This window comes from Streptomyces sp. NPDC041108, assembly GCF_055592645.1.
Genome location: NZ_JBVIYK010000001.1, coordinates 990888 through 1013639 on the forward strand (window position 1 = coordinate 990888; position 22752 = coordinate 1013639).

Genomic DNA, 22752 nt, shown 5'->3' on the forward strand with positions numbered 1-22752 from the left:
CGCCGCTCGTGGCGCGCGGGTGGTACGGGTGACGGGGGAGGAGGTGCCCCGCCTGTCACGCAGTGCTCCCTTCCGGGCCGGTCCCCGCGCCGGTCTCCAGGGCCGTGACCATGCGGCGGCAGTCCCTCAGCAGTTCCTCGTCGGCCGTGATGTCCTGGCCGGAGTCGGCGGACCCGTCGTGGTGATGGCGGCGCGGTGACGCCAGCTCCGCCCGCAGCAGGGGAAGCGCCGGTGCCGCGGCGGCGCCCATCTCGGCGAGGCAGGCCGCGAGGGACGGCCGGAACCCCGGGTCGGCGGTCCAGTGGTGCAGCAGGCGCGGCAGTGCCGCCTCGGTGTCGGCGGTCACCTGCCAGAGGGCGATCGCGGCGCGGGCGGTCCCGTCCGCCGTGCGCAGGACGTCGCTCAGGGGCGCCGCCGCCGGCCCCAGGGAGCCGAGCAGCCGCAGGGCGAGGTCGCGGACGGCCCGGTCGCCGGACTCCAGACCGGACCGCAGGGCGGGCAGCGCCGTCGCGGTGTCCCCGGTCGTCGCCCACAGGGCGTGGGCCGCAGCCAGACGGTCGTCGGGGGACCCGGCGTCCCGGGTCAACTCCCGCAGCAGCGGCGCCGTTCCGGACGCCGCCTCGCCGTAGCGGGACAGGGCGCGCAGCACGCACCGCCGCGTCGTTCCGCTGCCCCCGCCTGCCCGGAGCCGTCCGACGAGCAGATCCAGCGACTCGGCGTGCGCGATGAGACCCAGCCCGCCGACGAGCCGGTCCCCGGTGCTGCTCCGGTCGTCCGGTCCGAGCGCGGCGAGCCGGTCGTGCAGCACGGGTCCCAGCTCGGCGGCGATCTCGGGGTCGAACGCCCGCAGCCACCGTTGGAGATTCGCCGGTGGTTCCGGGAGCCGGCCCACCACGGACCCCACCGCGTTCACCACGCGCTCGTCGCCCCGGAGCGCGAGCAGGTCGATGGCCCTGCCGAACGCCATGTCGTCCCAGGACAGGCCGCTCTCGTCGCCCCGGGTGCCCGCCGAGAACTCCATGAGGAAGGAGACCACCTCATCGGTCACGACACCGGTGATCGGGGCGAGATCGCGCAGCTGCCCCAACGCGGCTCGGCACAGCGGGAGTTCCGGCTCGCGCAGCTGCCGGGCGAGCGCGGTCACCGGTTCGTCGTCCGGGGCCCGCCAACCCCGCAGCACCTCGCCGCACATGGCGATCGCCCGCATGCGCCGCTCCCGGTCGGGGCTGCCGAGCTGGTCGATCAGCAGCGGGAACCGTAGGTCGGTCCGGTCCCCCAGGCCGCGGTGCAGCCGGCGCAGGACGTCGGGGGTCGCGTCGGAGCCGGCCTCCGCGTGCTGTGCGGCTTCCAGCTCGCGCAGATGCGACACCAGTGTGTGCGTCCGGGGACGCTCCGGCGTCTGCCGAGCCGTCCCGGCGGCGGACGTCTTCCGCTCGTACGCGTGCCGCATCACCGCGATGGCGATCTCCGCGGTGTCCTCCGGCAGCGACCCCGGCGCGCAGCGCGCCAGGTGATCGAGCGCGGTCAGCCGTGCCTCGGGGGCGCAGTCCTCCGATCGGGCCGCCGCGCCCAGCACGGGACCCGCCCGCTCCGCCACACCTTCCCCGTGCTCGACCGCCAGCTCTCCGACGGCGTCCACCAGGGCCAGCTGCGCCTCCGCGTCCCGCTCGTGCGGCAGCCGGGCCCTCAGCGCGGCGAAGGCCCGCACCGGGTCCGGGTGCAGCCGGGCCAGCGAGGCGGCGGCCGCCGCCCGTACCTCGGGGTCCGGGTCGGTGAGCAGCCCGAGGAAGACGTCCGCACGCGCGCGGACCCCCTCCCAGGCGTCCAGGAACGGCCGGACGTACGCCGCGTCCTCCTCCTCGTCCTCGAAGAGGCCGCCGATCTCCTCCGGATCGGGCTTCTCCTCGCCCTCGCCCCCGATGCTGCCCAGCAGATACACGATCGCGGCGCGGTCGGCGAGGCCCTCCCACGACGCCAGCTCGAACAGGAACGGGATGCAGGCCACGGTGCTGTCGTACACGTTCCCCTGGTGGTGCACCGCCCCGTACATGCCGTCCAGCGCGAGGTCCCGCTCGGCGGGGTCGTCCGAGGCCAGACCCCGCAGCAGGTCCGGGACGTCGGTCGCCGAATCGGTGTACGCATGCCCCATCGACGCCCAGTCGACGTCGTCGATCCCCGTGAGCACAAAGCCTCCCCGTCGCACGGCAGTGGCGTACGGCAGCCACAGGTCACAGCTTGCCGTACGCCACCGACAACGGGCCGGTCGGGCCGGAGCGGCTCCGGGGAGTCCCTACAGCTCCTTGATCCTGACGTCCCGGTAGGAGACGACGTCCGTCGTGCCGTGCACCTGGAGGCCGAGGTAGCCGGAGGCGAACCGCCGCCCGTCCGTGCCCGGGTCGTCCGCGCGGGGCGGGCTGAAGTCCTGGCCGCCGGTGTTGTCGAACTCGTTGATCAGGACGCCGTTGCGGTAGACCGAGTAGTGCTGGTCGACCACGCGGATCTCGTAGTCGTTCCAGGTGCCTTTCTGGGTGACGCCCGCGCCGGCGAGCCCCACCCGGTCGAAGCCGTACACCGACCCGGTCTTGTACATGTCGCCGTCGGGCCGGTCGAAGACCTGGACCTCATGGCCGTACTTGATGGCGACCCACTCCGGCCGCGACTCCTCCGGGTGGTCGTGGACCCCGGGGAAGCGTACGAACACACCGGAGTTGGCGTTGCCCGTGCCGGGGGCGTCGTCACGCCACTGCAGGCGCAGCGAGAAGTCGCCGTACTTCCGTTCGGGGAACCACAGCATGCCGAGCCCGGCCCTCGTGGTGCCGGAGGTGATCGAGCCGTCGGTGTTCCGTGCGAACGAACCGCCGCCCACCTGCTGCCACTTGGCGAACGACTCGGCCGTGCCGTCGAGGATCGTGCGGTAGCCCTCCGTCTGTCCGGGCCTGCCGATGCCGGACTCCTGCGCCGCCTCCCGCACGGCGGTGTGCTCGCGCGCGTCGACGACCCCGTCCCTGAGCAGCTTGCCGAGGACGGTGTCCACGTGCTTCAGGAACAGGGCGTGGGACGTCCACTCCTTCTCGTCCTCGATCAACTCGTTGATGCGGCACCGGTTGTCGGTGACCCGGTTCGGCACTCCCGAGTCGACCGTGCCGACGAAGACCGTCAACCGCTCGTCGTACTCGGCGCAGTTGGGGGCGGGAACCCCGCCGCCCGCGACGACGGTGAAGCTCACCGAGCGCGCGGCGGCCGTGTTGCCCGCCCTGTCGCTCGCCCGGTAGGTCACCGTGTGGGTGCCCGCGCGATCGACCACCACGGGCGCGGTGTAGGCGAGATAGGGGCCGCCGTCCAGCGAGTACTCGATCGCGGCGACGCCCGAGCCGCCGTGGTCGGTCGCGCTGACGGTGACCTTCGCGCTCCTGAGGTACGCGCCGGCGGAGTTCCGCTCGCCCTCGACGGTCGCGCCCGTCACCGGGGGAGTCCTGTCGTCGGCGGGCGGTGCCACGACGGTGAAGCCGACGTTCTTCTCCGCCGCGACGTTCCCCGCCTTGTCCGTGGCCCGGTACCGCACCTTGTGCGTGCCGGTCTCGTGCACCATCACGGGTGCGGTGTACGGCCGCCAGGCCCCCGAGTCGCCGAGCGCGTACTCGATGGTGTTGACGCCCGATCCGGTGTCCGACGCGGAGACGGTGACCGTCGCCATGGACACGTAGTCGCCCTGCGGGTTCTTCTCGCCGGTCACGGTCGCCGAGGTCTCCGGCGCGGTCGTGTCGTCCGTCGGCGGCGCCACGACGGTGAACCCGACGCTCTTCTCGGCCGCCGTGTTGCCCGCCCTGTCGACCGCCCGGTAGCGGACCTTGTGCGTGCCGACCCGGTCGATCACCACGGGCGTGGTGTACGGCAGCCAGGCGCCGGTGTCGCCGAGCGCGTACTCGACCCGCTCGACCCCGGAGCCGCCCGTGTCGGTCGCCCGCACGGTCACCGACGCCGAACCGACGTACGCGCCCCCGGAGTTCTGCGTCCCGGCGACCTCGGCCGACGTCTCCGGCGCGGTGGTGTCCTCCCCCGTCCCCTCCGTCACCACGAGGATGCCCTGCATCTGACCGTGCCCGGGGATCGTGCAGTAGTAGCGGTAGCGGCCCGGGGTGAGCGTGACCTCGGCGGTGTGCCGGCCGCCCTGGTCGTCGCCGGGGTTGGCGAGGATGTTCAGCGGCACGTCGTTGTTGTACTCCGGGTCGGAGACGTCGAACGTCAGGGTGTGCGGCATCCCCATGGTGTTGCCGGTCGCCCTGCTGTTCTCGAAGACGATGGTGGCGGGGCCCGCCACGGCGGTCTGCGGGGCGGTCGGGTACTTGGTGATGTCGTCACCGGCGGTCCAGGTCAGCACCTGGGCGGCGGCCCGCTCCCGCGAGCCCTCCGTACGGCCGGACGCGGGCGTCGACGTCAGCCCCGCCACCGTCAGCAGGGCAGCCAGCAGGACCGCCCACACACGTCTGTTCCCCATCACTCCGCCTTCCTCGCCAGTTCGCCGGCCGCCGGCGTCGGACCGCCGCCCGTGTAGGTGACGCGCCACAGCGCCGACCTGGCGTCCGAGGTGAAGAAGCCGCGTCCGTAGTCGAGGACGTACAGCGCGCCGTCCGGTCCGAACTTCCAGTCCATGAGGTTCCTGATGCCGTCGGCCCCGACCGGCACGATCTTCTTCAGCGACTCCGCGTGGACCGGGAGTCCGCCGCTGCCCTGGTTCTTCGGATCCATGACCACCGCGTGGCGCGGCTGGTCGGCGTCGTAGAAGTCGCCGACGAACCACTTGCCGTCCCAGTAGGCGGGCCAGCGGAGCGAGTCGTCACCCGAGGCGGAGTACCGGTAGACCGGCCCGTTCATCGTGGCCTGGCCGCCGCCCTTGAGCCACGGCAGCAGGTACGTGGCCTCCTCGTTCTTGTACGAGGGCAGGCCGCTCGCGTCCCGGGGGAAGTCGGGGGCGCCGCCCTGCGGCGAGTACCAGATGTTGTTGCCGGTCACCGGGGGCAGGTTGACGAGCCCGTCGTTGTTCGGGGACTCGTTCTTCGGGTGGTCGCAGTCGTACCAGCCCAGCGGCTTCGACGGGTCCGGCAGATTGCGGTCCCGGTAGGGCTGCTTGTTGCCCATGCAGTACGGCCAGCCCCGGTTGCCGGCCTCGGTGATCGCGGCGAACGTGTCGTACTTCGCCGGACCCCAGGTCGTCGACGGCGTGCCCGCGTCCGGGCCGACCCAGCCGGCGTAGAGGACGTCGGTCTGCCGGTCGACGAAGATCCGGGCGGGGTTCCTGACGCCCATCACATAGATCTCGCCGCGTGTCTTGCCGCCGCCCTCGGCGGTCTCGCGGCCGGTGAAGAGGTTGCCCGGGGGCAGGGTGTAGGTGCCGTCGGGCTCCGGATGGATGCGCAGGATCTTGCCGTTGAGGTTGTTGGTGTTGCCGGCGGTGCGGCGCGCGTCGGCGAACGACAGCCCCTTGTAGTTCGGTTCGGGGTTGTTGCCGGAGTAACCGCCGCTGAACCCGCTGGAGTTGTTGTCCCCGGTCGCGATGTACAGGTTGCCCTTGGAGTCCCAGGTCATCCCGCCGCCCGCGTGACAGCAGCTGTGGATCTGCACCGGCCACTTGAGCAGCGTCTTCTCGCTGCCCAGGTCCAGCTTGTTCGTCGCGAGGTCGAGGGTGAAGCGGGAGACGCGGCGCTCGGCCGTCCGGCTGTCGCGGTCGATCCGGGAGTGCGGTGTGTAGTGCAGGTACACCCAGCCGTTCTGCTGGAAGCCCGGGTCCAGCTCGATGCCCAGCAGTCCCTCCTCCACCTTGATCAGCTCGTCGCCGCCGCCCTTGTTGCCGAAGACGGTGAGCGCGCCCGCGAGGGTGACCTTCTTCGTCCTCGGGTCGTAGACGTGGATCTCGCCCCTGCCCTTGCCGATGTCGGGGCTGTTCCAGTCGGTGACCACCGGCCGGGACGAGTCGGCGCCGCCCCGGCCGATGTAGAGGACCCGTCCGTCGGGTGCGGTGACCAGGCCGTGCGGCTCGCCGATCTGGTCGTTCTGCCCCGGCTGGTTGGGCCGGGTCAGCCGCTCGGCCTTGTAATTGGCGTCGATGGTGGCCTTGCAGTCGGCGCGGGCCAGCCGGGACGTCCACAGCAGGGCGCCGCGCAGATGGCCGCGGAAGTCGCTCTCGTCGTACGCCGAGACTGTTCCGCCCATCGCCGTGTAGAAGGAGCGGCCGCCGTCGTAGTCCCGGCACCAGCTCACCGGATGGTCCCAGCCGTTGGCGCTCGCTCCCGGCTGGTACGTGGACTCGCGGACCCGGGCCACGGTGTGCACGGTGCCGGAGGGGTTCTTGGTCCAGTTGAGCCACTTGTCCGGCCGCTTCCACTGCACGGGCAGGTCCTTGGTGGCCGGATGCCTCCGGTCGCCGACCTCGACGGTCGCCCGCTGTACGGCCGTCGGGCCGGACGCGGCCGGGCGGGCACCGATCAGGCCAGTGAACCAGTCCGAGTACGGCTCGGCGCGGGCCGCGTCATGGACGCCGACGAAACCGCCGCCCGCCTCCATGTAGCTCTCCAGCCCCGCCTCCTGCTCGGGATCGAGGACGTCTCCGCCGCCGGTGAGGAAGACGACGGAGTTGAACCCGCTCAGCCGGCTCGCGTCGGTGAAGACGGACGCGTCGCCGGTGGCGACGACCTCGAACCGCTCGGAGACCGGCCCCGACAGACCGATCCGCTCGATCGCCTCGATCCCGGCGTTCACCACGGGCGACTCGTCCCCGGCCGCCGCGGAGCCGTGGAAGATCAGTACCCGGGGGCCGGAGCCGCCCGGCGGCGAGGTGATCGACATCGTTGTCAGCTGCGGTTCCGGCGCCTGGCCCGCATGGGCCGCGGGGCCCGACAGGAGCCCCGCGGCGACGACCGAAGCGGTCAGCGTGGCCGCCCAGGCCCGTCTCCTGGTGTCGCTCAACCCTCGTAAGTACATGGGCACCTCCTCGGTCACAGCAACAGCGCCATGGAAGCTAGCCCCCATTTGAGCGGCTCGCCAAGACCTATGACCGGAATGGTGCGAACTTTGTCCCGGGTGTGGAGAAACGGCTGGCGTGCCGCTACCGTCACACAGGTTGATCACAGGTGCGTCTCTGCAAGATCCGTATGAGCGTGGGGAGTTCCGCATGGACGCGATGGACAGACGAGGCTTCAACCGGCGGGTGCTGCTGGGCGGCGCGGCCGCCGCGACATCGTTGTCCGTGGCCATCGACACCGTCGCTGCCCCCGAGGCCGTGAGCGCCGCCGCCAAGGCGAGGAGGGCTCCGGCGGGCGGTGAGGTCAAGCACGTCAAGATGTACGCCGAGAAGCTGGCCGACGGGCAGATGGGCTACGGACTGGAGAAGGGCAAAGCCTCCGTACCGGGCCCGCTGATCGAGCTGAACGAGGGCGACACGCTGCACATCGAGTTCGAGAACACGATGGACGTGACGGCGAGCCTGCACGTCCACGGCCTCGACTACGAGACCTCCAGCGACGGCACCAAGCTGAACAGGAGCGAGGTCGAGCCCGGCGGCACCCGCACCTACACCTGGCGCACCCACGCCCCCGGCACCCGTCCGGACGGCACCTGGCGTCCGGGCAGCGCCGGCTACTGGCACTACCACGACCACGCCGTCGGCACCGAACACGGCACGGGCGGCATCCGCAAGGGTCTCTACGGTCCGGTCGTCGTCCGCCGCAAGGGCGACGTCCTGCCGGACAAGACGGTCACGGTCGTCTTCAACGACCTGCGCATCAACAACAAGCCCGCCCACACCGGCCCCGACTTCGACGCCACCGTCGGTGACCGCGTCGAGTTCGTCGTCATCACGCACGGCGAGTACTACCACACCTTCCATTTGCACGGTCACCGCTGGGCCGACAACCGCACCGGCACACTCACCGGCCCCGACGACCCCAGCCAGGTCGTCGACAACAAGATCGTCGGCCCCGCCGACTCCTTCGGCTTCCAGGTCATCGCGGGCGAGGGCGTCGGGGCCGGCGCCTGGATGTACCACTGCCACGTCCAGAGCCACTCGGACATGGGCATGGCGGGCCTGTTCCTGGTGCGCAAGACGGACGGGACGATCCCGGGGTACGAGCCGCACAAGCCGCACACGGCCGCCGATCCGCACACGGCCGCCGATCCGGAGGCGGCCGGCTCGACGGACGGGGCCGGCTCGGCCGGGATCTCCTACCACCACTGAGACACGGGCAGGACGGGCGACGCCCGCAAGGGCTCACTCCGCCCAGGACGCCTCGACATCGAACACGAACCACTCGGCGTACGGCTCCTCCTGGACGTACAGCCGCGACCCCCGGCTCACGACCCGGCGCCTTCGGCGCACGGGGGCGCCGTCCGGGCGGGTCAACGGCGCCGTGCGGGTGGTCTCGACGGAAGAGTCGGTGAGGCGCGCCAGGGTGAGCAGGTCGTGGGCGCCCCGGTAGCCGCCGAGGAACGCGACCCGGTCCTCGTGCACGGCCACGCCCCTCGCGCCGCGCACCCCCGTGGTACGTGCCCGGGCCGGGCCGTCGCCCCGGATCTCCACCAGTGGGAACCCTGTGTAGGGGTACACCCAGGTCGCGGCACGGCCCACATTGAGGGCGTAGCAGTCGGCGATGTGGCCGACACCCGGCGGTGGCCGGTACGCCCACAGCGGGGTGCCCGTGCTGCTCCAGCGGCGTGCGCCCGGCGCGCTCAGCGGGTCGCCGAAGACGCCCTCGTCGAAGTAGCCGATCCACAGATCACCGGCTTCGTCGGTCAGCAGGTGCTCGATGCCGTCGCCCACGCCGAACGCCCACGAGGGGCGGCCCAGCGGGTCGAAGATCTGCACCTGGTCGGTACCGTCACGGCTGCGTGAGTCGGCGACGACGAAGCCGCCGTCCGGAAGGGCGTCGAGCAGGGGAAAACGGGCCGACACCGGGCCGAGCCCTGTCGCGTGGGAGCCGCAGTCCGCGACCGTGACGACCACGGCGTCGTACGGCGCCGAAGGTTTCGCGTGCTCGGTCAGCAGCCAGTGGGCACCACCGAAGGCGTCGACCGTGCTGTGTCGGAGGTGAAGGTCGCGGTACGCGCGCGGGAGGCGGGCGTACGGGGACAGGCGCTCAGCCCTCATGGGCCTTTCTCATGGTCATCCGGGGATCCTCGGGCACCGACGGCCCGTCGCGCAATGGGATTTCGGCCGCGCCGGCCGATGATCAGGGAGCGCTCTCAACGGTTTCTCTCCGGGGCTATCCTGATCGCACCCGCCCCGGAGGAGAGACCCCAGTGACCGAGACAGCGTCGCGCCCCACGTTGGAGGCCGTGGCCGCGCGGGCCGGGGTGTCCAGGGCGACGGTCTCGCGGGTGGTCAACGGGGGCGAGGGCGTGCGGGAGGTACTGGTCGAGCGGGTGCGCAGGGCGGTCGAGGAACTCGGGTACGTGCCGAACCAGGCGGCCCGCAGCCTCGTCACCCGGCGGCACGACGCCGTGGCCGTGGTGATCGCCGAACCGGAGACCAGGGTCTTCGCCGACCCCTTCTTCGCGCTGCAACTCCGGGGCATCAGCAAGGAGTTGACCGCGCACGACTCCCAACTCGTCCTGCTGCTCACCGAAGGCCCGGAGGACTACGCGCGCGTGGGCCGGTATCTCGCCGGCGGGCACGTCGACGGGGCGCTGGTCTTCTCGCTGCACCTGGACGACCCGCTGCCGGGGCTGATCCGGGGCGCCGGCGTCCCGACCGTGTTCGGCGGCCGGCCCGGCTGGGCGGACGGCGCGCGCGGCGACACGCCCACCGTGTACGTCGACAGCGACAACCGGGGCGGCGCCCGGGACGCGGTACGCCATCTCGTCGGCCTCGGCCGCACCCGGATCGCCCACATCACCGGGCCTCTCGACCAGACCTCCGCGGTGGACCGGCTCGACGGGTTCCGGGACGTCATGGTGGACGCCGACCCCCGGCTGATCGAGGAGGGCGACTTCACCCCGGCGGGCGGGGAGCGCGCGATGCGGGCACTCCTCGACCGCTGCCCGGAGGTGGACGCGGTGTTCGCCGCCAACGACGTGTCGGCGGCCGGGGCGCTGCGCGTGCTGCGGGAGCGGGGGCGGCGGGTGCCCGAGGACGTCGCCGTGGTCGGATTCGACGACATGCTGCCGGTGGCCGAGCACTCCGAACCGCCGCTGACGACGATCCGTCAGGACATCGAGGAGATGGGCCGGTTGATGGCCCGGCTGCTGCTCCGGGGGCTGGAGCGGCGAGTCGCCGACCGACAGGCGGGCCGGACACCGGTCGGCGCGCCGACCAGCGTGGTCCTGCCGACCACGTTGGTGCGACGCGCCTCCGCGTAGGAGCTCCGGCTCAGCAGACGACCCGGTCGAAGTAGAAGTGGTCGGCGCTGGTGATCTTCCGCCAGATGGCGTCCTTGCCACGGCGGTCCTCCGACTTCGCTTCCCTCGACTGGCCCCACCAGTGGTAGTAGGTCTTGCAGTCCTTCGGGAATCTCACGGCATCGGTGTCGTAGAAGTACGAGTAGTTGTCCTCCCGCTGCCCGGGGGACAGCCAGACCCGCGCCTTTTCCATGTTGCCCACCCGCACCGGGTTGCCGTGGCACGGCAGGTTGTCGCCGTTCTCCCAGGTGCCGTAGGAGTCGGCCCAGCAGTTGGAGATGGACACGTAGGCGTTGGTGTTGTTGTCGACCTCCCCGCCGCAGCCCGGAGTTCCACAGGTTTCCGCCGCTGCCGGACCGGTCAGAGTGGTCAGATTCATCGTCGCTGCGACCACGGTGACCAGTGCCGTGTATACGAAGCCTTTCCTCACAGGATTCCCTCCCTGGATGCCCCGGCGTCCCGCGGCACGTTCCGCGGAGTCCCCGCTCGGGACGGACGGGTGCAGGTGTCGCCGGCGCGGCAGCGTGCCGTGGTGCGTGTCCCCCCGTCACCGGTTCGCCCGGCGAGGAAGATCTTCGATGGCCGGAAACCGAAGGGCAAGAGCGGCACGGCAAGTTGGCACGCCTGGAACGCGGTCCACGCGCTGGACTGGGAGAACGCGGAGCTCTGGAACGACTCCGCCGCGGCGAGGGGCCCGCGCGCACCGCCTGTGTACGCCGAGGTACGGGTTCTGGCGTGGCGAACCGGCGTTCGACGGTGGCGCATACTGTGCGCACGGCTGCTGGGGGGCAGCCCTGTACCGGACCGATGCTGTGGCAGAGAACCAGGGGAACCACATGGCGGAGGCGTCGCATCGCAAGCAGCTGGGGGCCCTCCTCGAGGACCTCAAGCAGCGCAGCGGGCACAGCTATCAGTGGATCGGCCGGAGCGTCCGCGCCAGCAAGTCCACCGTGTACCGGTACTGCACCGGGCAGATCGTGCCGCCGGACTTCGCCACGATCGAGCGCATCGCGAAGGCGTGCAACGCCGGCAGGACCGAGATGGCGGCGCTGTACCAGCTGTGGACGGCCGCGTCCGCGGCCCCGGACGAGGTGCCGTCCGGCGTGGACCAGGTGCCGGAGAGGGTCCCGGACGAGGTGCCGGAGAGCGTCCCGGACGAGGCTCCTGGCGACGTTCCGTACGACGTCCGGGACGACATACCTGAGGAAGCCGAGCGGCCCGGCGTCCCCGTCTCCGCCGGACCGGGCGCCCCCGTCGGCACGAACTCCCCAGCCGCCGGGCCCACCGACCGCGTGCGACGACAGCGAAGACGCTCGCTGCTGCTGGTGTTCTCCGCCGTCCTGCTGACCCTGCTGGTGGCCGTGACCGCAACGGGCAGCAGCCCAAAGGCCCGTGACGTCTCGTCAGGGACGTCGGAACAGTGGATACCCGGCCCTGCCTGGGTGAGCGCCCCGGCCCCGGTACCGTCCACCCTCTTCGGCGTGACCCTCAACAGCACCACGGGCACCATGCCGTCGTTCCGGACCGGTGCCGTGCGGCTGTGGGACAGCGACACGCGCTGGTCCAACATCCAGCCCCGGCGCGGCGAGTTCGACTGGAGCGTCCTCGACCGACTGGTCGACGGTGCCGAACGGGCCGGTCTGCCCGCGCTGTTCGTCATGGGCGGCACTCCGCGCTGGGCCAGTCCGGACGGCCCGGTCGGCCCCTACGCCGATGGTTCCCGGGCCGCGCCCCCCGACCGTCTCGCCGACTGGGACACGTTCGTGCGCGCCCTCGTCGAGCGCTACGAGGGCCGCATCGAGGCGTACGAGCTGTGGGTGCTGGCGAACGACTCCCGGTTCTACGACGGCAGCGTGCGGACGCTGGTCGAGATGGTCCGCAGAGCCGGCCGGACGATCCGGGCCACCGACCCGGACGCCACCGTCGTGTGTCCCGGTATGGGGCGCCTGTGGGATCCGGAGGCCGTTCGCGTGCTCGAACGCTTCGCGGAACTCGGCGGATACCGCCACTGCGACGTCGCGGGCGTCAAGCTGTACCAGCGCACGGCCTCCGACCCTCCGGAGACCATGCTCGCGCTCACCCGCACCGTCGACCGCATACTGCACCACGCGGGGGTCCATCCCCGCCTGTGGAACACCGGCACCATGTACGAGATCCCCCTCCAGAAACCTCTGGGCCGCCGCCGTGCCGCCGACTACGCGGTGCGCTTCTACCTCGTGGGGCTGTACGCACGGAACGCCAACGTCGAGCGCATGTACTTCTACAACTGGGGCGGCACCAAGATCCCCATCGTGCTGCAGGCCGAGGGCGGTGCGCCGACACAGGCGGCGCTGGCGGTCGAGCGCCTGCAACGCTGGCTCGCCCACGCCCGGATCCACTCGTGCGGCCACGGCCTGGCCTCGGGCCTCGGCGACAACGTGTGGGAATGCAGGTTCACCGTGACGGAGTCCCGACTGCGCCACGAGGCCACCATCCGCTGGACCGACTCCGGCACCGCCGTCACCACGTCCGAGCCGGGCCTGGCCTCCGTGCACCGGATCGACGGCACCGTGACCCCCGTACAGCCCGGCGACACCATCAGAATCACCGAGCAGCCGATCCTCCTCGAAGAGCACCCACAGAGTCTCAGGCCGGTGCGCCGGGAGCCGTCCCGGTCGGGCGGGCGGGGCTGACGCCCGGGCGCCCGACCGGGGTGCAGGCACGGTGTCCCGTGCACGCCCGCCTCGGTAGCCTGCGCGCATGGACCTTCTCGCCGGTGTGCTCGTGATCGTCCTCGGTCTCCCGCTGATCGCCCTGGTGAGCCTCAAGGTCGCGAACGGCCGGCTCCAACGGACGGGCATGGCGATCTGGTTCATGGGCTCACCGGTGCTCCTCGTGCTCGGCGGATGGCTGATCCACAGAGCCCTCTGAGCGTCGGGGACACGCGGTCCGGACCGGCCCGGCGCGCTCATCCGGTCCGCGTCCGCGCGTCCTGCGACGCAGCCCCGGCCGACAGGTGCCGGCCGGGGCCTCGGGGTGGGGCGCTCACGCGCCCACGGTCACCGTGAAGCGGCGTGGGTTGCCGTCGTGGGCCGCGCCCGACACGTCCGGCTGGCCGTCGGGGCGCACGTCGTCGTAGGGAAAGGCGTATCCGATGGGCGAGTTGGCGTGCACCACTCGTGACCAGTGGTTCGTCACGGTCCCCCGGTAGTAGTCGGCCGTCGTCGTCCCGTTCGGCTGGGTGGGGCGGGTGAGCATGATCGAGCGGTTGAATCCGGCGGCGAGCCTGGCGAGCAGCGCCTTCTTGGTGTCGGAGTCACCGGGGTTGTTGGCGAACGGCCCGTGGTTGCAGGTGAAGACGTCCTTCGAGGTCGGTCGGGCGAACGAGTGCCCGCCGGCGAAGGTGAGCGTGTCGCCGACGACGCGGCCGGCGAGGACGCCCCGCCCGCCCTGGAGGTCGATCCGCAGGTCCGTGCCCCGGTACTTCTCCCACACCTGGTCGATGTAGGAGTTCCAGTAGGCGCGGAACGGCATCAGGTCGGGCCGGCCGAAGTACGGCGCCATCAGGTTCTGCGGTGAGATGACCCGCAGCACCTTGCCGTCGCCGCCCCGGATGACGAGCTGGTCCCACGGCTGCCCGTCCCGCGCCGACTGCGCCACCAGGTCCGCCGCGATCCGGCCCACCGCCCCGTCGGGCAGCGGCGCGACCGTGTGCGTGCCGTCGCCCTCCAGCGTCAGCCCGATCGGGAGGGCCGTGACCAGGTCGACGTAACTGATGTTGGCGAACAGCTGCGTGGAGTTGAACGTGAACTCGCAGAACGACCAGGTCTTGCCGTAGTTGGCGTCGGCGGGCGTCGCGAAGGCGGGCTCGACCAGCGCCGGGCCCGGGTTGAGGAAGAACTGCAGGGTGCTGTCGCGCACGAAGTAGATCCGGGCGCCGAACATCTGAGGGAGCGTCAGCACGGTGGGCGCCGAACCCGCCGGGCCGAGCGGGATCGCGCAGTCGACCGGCAGGGGGGTCTGCGGCGCCGCGGGCGAGGACGGCCGGTAGACGCTGCCGTCGGGCCGCAACAGCACCCAGGCACCCGTCGCCTGTTCGTGCCCGGTGACGTACGCCCGGACCGTGCCCGGCAACGAGGCGTTGCGCAGGGCGAGTTGACAGGTCGCGGGGGCGGCCTGGGCGGGTGCGCCCAGAGCGCCCCCGAGGGCGGTCGCGCCGGCGGCGGCGGTTCCGGACAGGAAGATACGGCGGGAGATCACGACGGCCTCCTGGGACGTGGGGGAGTGGAGGCACAGCGGACGGGGCCCCTGCTGTGGTGCACCCACTGTTCCCAGGGGAAGTTGAGCCGTCAAGACTTATGACTGAGAGCGCTCTCAAGACTTTTGTGTCTTCATGAGGTGACGACAGGCCGAACGATGTCCGAACCCGTGTCCCGGCGGAAGCCCTCACTGGGCGCGCGGCGAAGCGGTCCGCACGCCGTCCTCGCCGTCGGCCGGCACGGCCCCCACTCCCGACGGTGTGGGCCGACCGGGACTCAGTCCTGCGGCTGCTCGCTCCTGATCACGGCGAACCGCGCCCCGTACGGATCGGCGAGCCTGGCGGAACGCCCCGCGCCCGCGAAGTCCGTGGCGGGCGTGAGGACGCTGCCGCCCAGCTCCCGCGCCCTGTTCACCGCGGCATCCGGGTCCGGCACCTCGAAGTACGGCAGCCAGTGCGGCCCGAAGACCGCCTCGCCCGGGTCCCCGTCGAGCGGGACGATGCCGCCGAACACGGCACTCGGCCCGGTCCCCGCCGGACTCACGCAGGTATAGCTGTCGCCGGCCACGTCGATCGCGGAGGTCTCCCAGCCGAACACCGCGTTGAAGAACCCGGCGGCCGCGGGCAGGTCCGGTGTGTACAGCTCCAGCCGGCACAGCGCGCCCGGGTCGGTGACGACGTCGAGCCCCTTGTTGCCGCGCGGCTCCCAGACGCCGAAGGCGACGCCCGCCCGGTCGGCGAGGATCGCCATGCGGCCCTCGTCCGCGACGTCCATGGGGCGCAGCAGCACCGAGCCGTGGGCCTGCTCGACCGCCTTGGCCGTGGCGTCGGCGTCCGGTGTCTGGAAGTAGACGTTCCAGGACGGCGGGCCCTGCTCGGGTGGGTTCTGCATACCGGCCGCGGCGGTGCGGCCGTCGAGCTGGAAGAAACCGTAGCCGCCCATGTCGGGTCCGGCCGAGCGGAACTGCCAGCCGAAGAGACCTTGGTAGAAGGTGGCGGCGGCTTCGATGTCGGGGGTGCCGAGGTCGATCCAGTTCGGGGCGCCGGTGACGTAACGGGTGGTGAGCATTGCTGCGCTCCTCCGGAGGGGGTGCGAGGGGCTCGTTCCTGTACCTGCCGAGTCTGGCACCGTCCACGGACGATCGCCCGCCCCGTGTCCCGACGCGCGTCGCGATGCCCGCGTCCCGGCAGGAGGTCCGTGCTCCTCATGGGCGTCGCCCGGCGCGCCGTCGTGCGTCGCCGCACCCGCTCCGGGGAACATGCGGGGCGAGAGGCCCCAGGGACCGGTCCGGGCCGTCGTGTTGATGCCGCGTTGATCGAACGTTTTTCGGCGCGCGGCACGATGCTGGACATGCACAACGACACGATCACCCCGATCGACAGTGCCTGGCAGGAGCGGGCGCTGTGCGCGCAGACGGGGGCCGACTTCTTCTTTCCCGAGCCCGGCAGTTCGGTGCGCGAGGCGAAGCGCATCTGCGGGATGTGCGAGATGCGCACCGCGTGTCTCGAGTACGCCCTGTCCCACGACGAGCGGTTCGGCGTCTGGGGCGGACTCTCCGAGAAGGAGAGACTACGGCTCCGCCGCGCCGAGAACGGCTGACCCGAAGGCCTCCCGCACCACGCGCCCCACGGCGCCGCCACCCCACCGCTCGCCTCGTGAACTGCTCCCCGCCGTCCGCCGGTCGGTGACAAACCGGTGGGCCCTGACGAGGGCGGTCGCATAGGATCCGGGCACGCTTCCGACGGCCGTGCGGGTCGTACGGGACAGCGGTACGGGGGACAGGGCGCTAGACACGCGGGGCGGGGGCACGCATGGGCGAGGGCGGCGGGATCACCGAGGAGGAGCTGGCGGCCTTCCACCGCACGGTCGGCAGGCTGCGGGCGCTGCCCGTGGACGACCCCGTGCGGCTGCGGACCGAGCGGGTCGCCGCGTCCTTCGCACGCGACGGCTGGAAGCGCCGGCGCAAGGCGCTCGACGCCGAGAGGTCCGCCGCGGACGCCGCCGTGACGGCTGCGACCGCCACCGGCGCCCCGGAACGGCGCGAGGACGCCCCGCTGTCGATACGAGCGGCGGGCGGCGGGGGAGTGCTGCAGAAGTCGCGGCACTGCTATGTCTGCAAGGCGTCCTATCGACAGGTCGATGCCTTCTACCACCGGCTGTGCCCGGTGTGCGCCGCCGACAACACCGCGCGGCGGGCTCTGAGCACCGACCTGAGCGGCCGCCGTGTGCTGCTCACCGGCGGCCGGGTGAAGATCGGCTTCCAGCTGGCGCTGATGATGCTGCGTGACGGCGCCGACCTGCTCGTCACCAGCCGCTTCCCGCACGACACGGTGCGCCGTTTCCGGGCCGAGCCCGGCAGCGAGAAGTGGTTCGACCGGCTGACCGTCGTCGCCGTCGACCTGCGCGACCCGCGTCAGGTGCTGGGCCTGTGCGAGCAGTTGCGGCAGGAGGGCGAGCCGCTCGACATCCTGGTGAACAACGCGGCCCAGACGGTACGCCGGCCGCCGGAGTCGTACGCGCTGCTGGCAGGCGGTGAGCTGGACGCGCTGCCCGAAGGGGCGCGGCAGGCCCCCGGGTTCACGCCGATGCGGATGCTGGAGGACGGCGCCGCCGCCCTTCCCGTCGCGCTGCGCGAGGCCGACGAGGCCGGACTGCTGCCCGACCCCTCCCCGGAGAACTCCTGGTCCGCGAGGCTCGGTTCGCTCGACCCCGCGGAGGTCCTGGAGACGCAGCTGGTCAACTCCCTCGCCCCCGCGCTCCTCTGCGACCGGCTGCTGCCGCTGCTGCTCTCCGCGCCGCGCCCCCGCCGGTACGTGGTCAACGTGACCGCCGTCGAGGGCCGTTTCGCCGTACGCAACAAGACGGCCGGGCATCCGCACACCAACATGGCCAAGGCCGCGCTCAACATGCTCACCCGCACCAGCGCGGCCGAACTCGCCGACCAGGGCGTGCACATGTGCGCCGTCGACACCGGCTGGATCACCGACGAGAACCCGGCCCCGAAGAAACAGCGCATGGCGCGTGCCGGTTTCCGCACCCCGCTCGACATCGTCGACGGCGCGGCCCGCGTCTACGACCCGATCGTGCGCGGCGAGGCGGGCGACCCGGTGTCGGGCGTCTTCCTCAAGGACTACCGGGAAGCGGCGTGGTGAGCCGGATCCGGGTCCTGTCGTCACCTGCCCGTCTGCCTCCGGGCGACGACGGGAAGGTCACAACCGGGAGGTGACGGCAGGAAGATGACGGCCGAAGGTGACGGCCGGACCTAGGATGGCCCGCAAGGCGGGGCGTAGCGCAGAGGCAGGCGCGCCGGTCTCCAAAACCGGAACACGCCGGTTCGAATCCGGCCGCCCCGCCCCCTCACGCCCGTCGATGCCGGTCAGGCCCCGGCGCGAGCCGCCATCCGGGCCTTGCGGGCAGCGAGCTTCTCGTCGAACTTGCTGGCCTCCGCGTCGAGGCCGCCCATGTAGAGGCCGAGTTCCTCCTGGGCCTTCATGCCCTCGGGGCCGAGGCCGTCGATGTCCATGATCTTCAGGAAGCGGATGACGGGCGCGAGGACGTCGTCGTGGTGGATGCGCATGTTGTAGATCTCGCCGATGGCCATCTGTGCGGCGGCGCGCTCGAAGCCGGGCATGCCGTGGCCGGGCATGCGGAAGTTGACGACGACGTCGCGGACGGCCTGCATGGTCAGGTCGGGGGCGAACTCGAACGCGGCCTTGAGCAGGTTCCGGTAGAAGATCATGTGCAGGTTCTCGTCGGCCGCGATGCGCGCCAGCATGCGGTCGCACACCGGGTCACCGGAGTGGTGGCCCGTGTTGCGGTGCGAGACGCGGGTGGCGAGCTCCTGGAAGGCGACGTACGCGACCGTGTGGAGCATCGAGTGCCGGTTGTCCGACTCGAAGCCCTCACCCATGTGGGACATACGGAACTCTTCGAGCTTGTCCGGGTCGACCGCGCGCGAGGCGAGCAGGTAGTCGCGCATCACGATGCCGTGCCGGCCCTCCTCCGCGGTCCAGCGGTGCACCCAGGTTCCCCAGGCGCCGTCACGGCCGAAGAGGGTGGCGATCTCGTGGTGGTAGCTCGGAAGGTTGTCCTCGGTGAGCAGGTTCACCACCAGGGCGATCCGGCCGACCTCGGTGACCTTCGACTGCCCCTTCTCCCAGGCCTCGCCGTCCTCGAAGAAGCCGGGGAAGTTGCGGCCGTCGCTCCACGGCACGTACTCGTGCGGCATCCAGTCCTTGGTGACCTGGAGATGCCGGTTGAGTTCCTTCTCGACGACTTCCTCCAGCGCGTACAGCAGGCGTGCGTCGGTCCATTCGGTGGACGGGCTGCCGAGGTGAGGAGAAGTGATCGACACAGGTGCTCCAGGGGGACGAACAGGGGGTTTGTCTTCCGGGCGGCCACGGGCGGGTGACCTCAACCTACGGCATCGTAGGCTACGAATCCGTAGGTTACGATGCCGTAGGTTAAGAGTGCTGTAAAGAGTGCTGATCAGCGGGGTGTCGCAGGGCTCCGGCGGGCATGCCGAAGGCCCCGTGGAGCCGCAGGTCCCGGGGCCGACAGCGTGCAGGGATCACCCGCTCAGGCGTACAGATCCCGCAGCCGCACCGAGAGGCACGTCACACAGCCCTCCAGCTTCTCGAACTCGCTGATGTCGACCACGACCGGCTCGTACCCGAGGTCGGAGTACAGCTCGGCCGTCTTCGGGGCGCTGGCCGCCATCAGCAGCTTGTCGCCGCCGAGGAGCACCACGTGCGCGCCGGCCTCCTCGGGCACCGGCAGGAAGCGCCCGAACAGCGAGGGCGTGTCCATCTTCGGGATGTTCCCGACGACCGTGCCGTCGGGCAGCGCGGTGACCGCCGACTTCAGATGCAGCACCTTGCTCACCGGCACGGAGACGACCCGCGCCCCCAGCGGCTCGAACGCGGCCCGCAGCTGCTGCACCCCGGCCGCGTTGGTGCGCCCGCCCCGGCCGACGAACACGGTGTCGCCGACCTTGAGGACGTCGCCGCCCTCCAGCGTGCCGGGTTCCCAGACCCAGTTCACCGAGCAGCCGAGCGCGGCCACGGCCTCCTCGGTCCCCTCGGTCTCCTCCCGCCGGGACTCGGCGCCGGGGCGCGCGATCAGGGCCACGTTCTTGTACATCACCACGGTGTCCTCGACGAACACCGAGTCCGGGCAGTCGTCGGCCGGTTCCACCTCGATCGTCTCCCAGCCGTGCTCGCGCAGAGCCTTCCCGTACGCCTCCCACTGCTCGACCGCGAGGTCGACGTCCACCTCCGTGCGTTCGACGTGGGTGACGAGGCCCTCGGCCAGGCGGGGGCTCGGACGGCGGACAAGGGCTTTCCTGCTGGGCACGTGGGTGACTCCGAATCGAACGACGGTTTTCCGGCGCCCGTGAAGCGACGCCGGTCCGCCATCATGCAGCCCCGGCCCAGGTGGACAAAACCCCCGGAGCCAGGCTGTGGCCCTCCTGAGATACTCGGCGGTAGTCGCCACCCCCGCCGGCCGGCCCGGTCAGCCGGCCGCCTCGATCTCCTCCGGCGTCGTCGCCCGCAGCTCTCCCTCCTCCAGCAGCAGCCACCGGGTGATGCCGATCGACTCCAGGAACGGCAGGTCGTGGCTGGCCACGATCAGCGCCCCCTCGTACGACTCCAGCGCGGTCGTCAGCTGCCGCACGCTCGCCATGTCGAGGTTGTTCGTCGGCTCGTCCAGCATCAGCAGCTGCGGGGCGGGCTCGGCGAGCATCAGGGCGGCGAGGGCGGCCCGGAACCGTTCCCCGCCGGACAGCGTCGCCGCCGGCTGGTCGGCTCGGGCGCCCCGGAACAGGAAGCGGGCGAGACGGGCCCGGATCCGGTTGTTGGTCGCGTCCGGCGCGAACCGGGCCACGTTCTCGGCGACCGTCAGCCCGTCGTCGAGGACGTCGAGCCGCTGCGGCAGGAACCGCATCGGGACGTGCGCCGTCGTCTCGCCGCTCACGGGCTCCAGCTCGCCCGCGATCGTCCGCAGCAGCGTGGTCTTGCCCGAGCCGTTGCGGCCGATCAGCGCGATCCGCTCCGGCCCACGCAGATCGAGCCCGCCCTTCACCCGGGTGCCGTACCGCAGCTCCAGGTCCAGCAGGGTGAGGACGGTACGGCCCGGAGGTACGGCCGTGTACGGCAGCTCGACGCGGATCTCGTCCTCGTCCCGTACGGCCTCCACCGCCTCGTCGAGGCGTTCCTTCGCCCCGGCGAGCCGCTCCTCGTGCAGGAGGCGGTGCTTGCCCGCGGACACCTGGGCCGCCCGCTTGCGCGCCCCCGCCACGATCTTCGGCACCCGCTTCTGGTCCTGCATCTTCTGCCCGAACCGCTTGCGCCGGGCCAACTTGACCTGGGCGTCGACCAGTTCACGCTTCTGCTTCTTCAGGTCGGTCTCTGCGACCCGCACCATCCGCTCGGCCGCCTCCTGTTCGGTGGCGAGCGCCTCCTCGTACGCGGAGAAGTTGCCGCCGTACCAGGTCACCTCGCCGTCGTGCAGATCGGCGATCTGGTCGACCAGGTCCAGGAGTTCACGGTCGTGACTGACCACGACCATCACCCCGGACCAGGACGCGACGGCCTCGTACAGCCGGCGCCGTGCGTACAGGTCGAGATTGTTGGTCGGCTCGTCCAGCAGGAGGACGTCCGGCCGGCGCAGCAGCAGCGCGGCCAGGCGCAGCAGCACCGACTCGCCGCCCGAGACCTCGCCGACCGTACGATCCAGGTCGACGTGGCCCAGGCCGAGTTGGCCGAGGGTCGCCAGGGCGCGTTCCTCCACGTCCCAGTCGTCGCCGACCGCCGCGAAGTGCTCCTCGGCCACGTCGCCCGACTCGATGGCGTGCAGCGCGGCACGGGCGGCGGCGATACCGAGCGCCTCGTCGACCCTCAGGCCGGTGTCGAGCGTGACGTTCTGCGGAAGGTAGCCGATCTCTCCGGCCACGCGGACGGTGCCGTCGGTCGGGACGAGTTCCCCGGCGATCAGCTTCAACAGGGTTGATTTCCCTGACCCGTTGACGCCGACGAGTCCGGTCCTGCCGGGGCCGAACGCGATCTGCAGATCGTCCAGGACAGGGGTGCCGTCGGGCCAGGCGAACGACAGGGACGTACAGGTGAGGGAGAGGGGAGTAGACATGAGGAACCTCGCGGGTGCGGGAAGCGGCCAGGGGCGACGCGTTCGAAACACCGCGAGGGCGACACGACGAGGGGCAGGAAGAAAGCCCGCTGCCGACAGGACGGCTCGTACGCCGAGGTCGCACGCAACGCACACACGAGGCCGGGATACGGCAGGGTGTGTGACGCGGTGTCTCAGGACCTCAGACGAGCAACGTCCTTCTCCAATCGACGGCAACAGGACCGTGAACCAACGTACGGAGAGGGTTGGAAGGCTGTCAACGCATTAACGCGCTGCCCCCACCCGGGGCGGCGCGTGCCGGGGACGGGCCCTCAGCAGGCGTCGCGCATCAGCTGCGCCAGGTCGTGGTCGAGGTCGACGTGGTGGTGCTCCAGGCCCAGCGGCACCAGATCGATCGTGCCGTCCAGAAAACGCCGTATCTCCCCGGCGTGGACGTGCACCACGGCGGTTCCCTCGGGGGCGTGGAACTCCAGGACCAGCCTCTCGTAGCCGTACGGGCGGACGCGTACGTCCCCGTAGCCGACGGACTCCTCCAAGCCGGTCACCAGCAGTTCCCGGGCGAAGGTCCAGCAGACCTCGACACCCTCCAGCGTGGCCGGGGCGGGGAAGGTCATGCGGACGGCGAAGGGGTCGCGACGGTCGTAGTGGAGCGTGGCGGGAATGCTCGGCATCCGCGGGGCGGCGGCGACGAGTCGGGCCTCTACGGGCTGCTCGATGACGGTGGACAACGCCTTGCTCCCTCGTGACGGGTGGACGGGCTCCGGAGTGACGGGTGGACGGGCTCGGACGGCTGAGGCCGGGCACTGCAGAAGACGCCGGATCGGGCCGATCCGTGCACAGGAGGGTCGAGTGACCTCTGTCACCGAGCCCAATCACCGACGTGATCGATTTCTCGTCCCGTGTTCCCGGGGTATGGGAGAGGACACCGGCCGCCGCCCGCTGGTTCCCGGCCGAGGCCATCTGGACGGCACCCGGCCGGTGC

At 71.5% G+C, this 22752-nt stretch carries 17 protein-coding genes and 1 tRNA gene; 7 read left to right on the top strand and 11 right to left on the bottom strand.

The annotated features are described in order from the left end of the window. Nucleotides 1-55 precede the first annotated feature (55 nt). The 3 genes from ACZ6BB_RS04190 to ACZ6BB_RS04200 form a co-directional block, all read right to left on the bottom strand. Nucleotides 56-2185 carry a HEAT repeat domain-containing protein gene (locus tag ACZ6BB_RS04190; RefSeq protein ID WP_471613764.1) on the bottom strand — a complete coding sequence of 710 codons (2130 nt, stop codon included), beginning with the start codon at nucleotides 2183-2185 and terminating at the stop codon, nucleotides 56-58. A gap of 105 nt (nucleotides 2186-2290) precedes the next feature. Then, nucleotides 2291-4495, bottom strand: a complete 2205-nt coding sequence (locus ACZ6BB_RS04195) for an OmpL47-type beta-barrel domain-containing protein (protein ID WP_471613765.1) — start codon at nucleotides 4493-4495, stop codon at nucleotides 2291-2293. Continuing rightward, nucleotides 4495-6975, bottom strand: coding sequence for a ThuA domain-containing protein (locus tag ACZ6BB_RS04200; RefSeq protein WP_471613766.1), 2481 nt, complete (start codon nucleotides 6973-6975; stop codon nucleotides 4495-4497). The genes ACZ6BB_RS04195 and ACZ6BB_RS04200 overlap by 1 nt, the downstream gene beginning before the upstream one ends. A 199-nt stretch (nucleotides 6976-7174) precedes the next feature. Between ACZ6BB_RS04200 and ACZ6BB_RS04205 the strand changes: the two genes are divergently transcribed. Further along, on the top strand, nucleotides 7175-8227 hold the full coding sequence (locus tag ACZ6BB_RS04205) for a multicopper oxidase domain-containing protein (protein ID WP_471614118.1): 1053 nt from the start codon (nucleotides 7175-7177) through the stop codon (nucleotides 8225-8227). A gap of 33 nt (nucleotides 8228-8260) precedes the next feature. Here the strand turns inward: ACZ6BB_RS04205 and ACZ6BB_RS04210 are convergent, their stop codons facing one another. Further along, complete coding sequence (locus ACZ6BB_RS04210) at nucleotides 8261-9136, bottom strand: hypothetical protein (RefSeq protein ID WP_471613767.1); 876 nt, start codon at nucleotides 9134-9136, stop codon at nucleotides 8261-8263. A gap of 152 nt (nucleotides 9137-9288) precedes the next feature. Here ACZ6BB_RS04210 and ACZ6BB_RS04215 point away from each other — a divergent pair, with 152 nt between their 5' ends. Then, nucleotides 9289-10347: a LacI family DNA-binding transcriptional regulator gene (locus tag ACZ6BB_RS04215; protein WP_471613768.1), complete on the top strand. Its 1059-nt coding sequence runs from the start codon at nucleotides 9289-9291 to the stop codon at nucleotides 10345-10347. Between the two features lie 10 nt (nucleotides 10348-10357). Here the strand turns inward: ACZ6BB_RS04215 and ACZ6BB_RS04220 are convergent, their stop codons facing one another. After that, on the bottom strand, nucleotides 10358-10765 hold the full coding sequence (locus ACZ6BB_RS04220; protein WP_471613769.1) for a hypothetical protein: 408 nt from the start codon (nucleotides 10763-10765) through the stop codon (nucleotides 10358-10360). 457 nt (nucleotides 10766-11222) lie between these two features. Here ACZ6BB_RS04220 and ACZ6BB_RS04225 point away from each other — a divergent pair, with 457 nt between their 5' ends. Both ACZ6BB_RS04225 and ACZ6BB_RS04230 read left to right on the top strand, forming a co-directional pair. Then, nucleotides 11223-13058 carry a helix-turn-helix domain-containing protein gene (locus tag ACZ6BB_RS04225; RefSeq protein WP_471613770.1) on the top strand — a complete coding sequence of 612 codons (1836 nt, stop codon included), beginning with the start codon at nucleotides 11223-11225 and terminating at the stop codon, nucleotides 13056-13058. A 67-nt stretch (nucleotides 13059-13125) separates the two neighbouring features. Then, nucleotides 13126-13296 (top strand): hypothetical protein, encoded by a 171-nt coding sequence (locus tag ACZ6BB_RS04230; RefSeq protein WP_471613771.1) that lies wholly within the window; start codon nucleotides 13126-13128, stop codon nucleotides 13294-13296. Nucleotides 13297-13410: 114 nt separating this feature from the next. Here ACZ6BB_RS04230 and ACZ6BB_RS04235 read toward each other — a convergent pair whose 3' ends face one another. Then, nucleotides 13411-14625, bottom strand: coding sequence for a glycoside hydrolase family 64 protein (locus ACZ6BB_RS04235; protein WP_471613772.1), 1215 nt, complete (start codon nucleotides 14623-14625; stop codon nucleotides 13411-13413). Between the two features lie 275 nt (nucleotides 14626-14900). Beyond that, entirely contained in the window at nucleotides 14901-15692 is a 792-nt protein-coding gene (locus ACZ6BB_RS04240) for a VOC family protein (protein WP_471613773.1), read from the bottom strand. 282 nt (nucleotides 15693-15974) lie between these two features. Here ACZ6BB_RS04240 and ACZ6BB_RS04245 point away from each other — a divergent pair, with 282 nt between their 5' ends. The 3 genes from ACZ6BB_RS04245 to ACZ6BB_RS04255 all read left to right on the top strand — a co-directional run bounded on the left by ACZ6BB_RS04245 (nucleotide 15975) and on the right by ACZ6BB_RS04255 (nucleotide 17977). Continuing rightward, complete coding sequence (locus ACZ6BB_RS04245; RefSeq protein ID WP_471613774.1) at nucleotides 15975-16223, top strand: WhiB family transcriptional regulator; 249 nt, start codon at nucleotides 15975-15977, stop codon at nucleotides 16221-16223. Between the two features lie 212 nt (nucleotides 16224-16435). After that, a complete protein-coding gene (locus ACZ6BB_RS04250; protein WP_471613775.1) occupies nucleotides 16436-17776 on the top strand; it encodes an SDR family NAD(P)-dependent oxidoreductase in 1341 nt (446 codons plus the stop codon). A 128-nt stretch (nucleotides 17777-17904) separates the two neighbouring features. Beyond that, nucleotides 17905-17977 (top strand) — tRNA-Trp (locus ACZ6BB_RS04255). 23 nt (nucleotides 17978-18000) lie between these two features. Here ACZ6BB_RS04255 and ACZ6BB_RS04260 read toward each other — a convergent pair. The 4 genes from ACZ6BB_RS04260 to ssgD form a co-directional block, all read right to left on the bottom strand. Beyond that, nucleotides 18001-18978 (bottom strand): acyl-ACP desaturase, encoded by a 978-nt coding sequence (locus tag ACZ6BB_RS04260; protein ID WP_471613776.1) that lies wholly within the window; start codon nucleotides 18976-18978, stop codon nucleotides 18001-18003. A gap of 224 nt (nucleotides 18979-19202) precedes the next feature. Further along, on the bottom strand, nucleotides 19203-19979 hold the full coding sequence (gene ddaH / locus ACZ6BB_RS04265; RefSeq protein WP_471613777.1) for a dimethylargininase: 777 nt from the start codon (nucleotides 19977-19979) through the stop codon (nucleotides 19203-19205). Nucleotides 19980-20138: 159 nt separating this feature from the next. Next, nucleotides 20139-21770, bottom strand: coding sequence for an ABC-F family ATP-binding cassette domain-containing protein (locus tag ACZ6BB_RS04270; RefSeq protein WP_471613778.1), 1632 nt, complete (start codon nucleotides 21768-21770; stop codon nucleotides 20139-20141). Nucleotides 21771-22081: 311 nt separating this feature from the next. Further along, nucleotides 22082-22498 (bottom strand): spore wall synthesis regulator SsgD, encoded by a 417-nt coding sequence (gene ssgD / locus ACZ6BB_RS04275; RefSeq protein ID WP_471613779.1) that lies wholly within the window; start codon nucleotides 22496-22498, stop codon nucleotides 22082-22084. Between the last annotated feature and the right edge of the window lie 254 nt (nucleotides 22499-22752).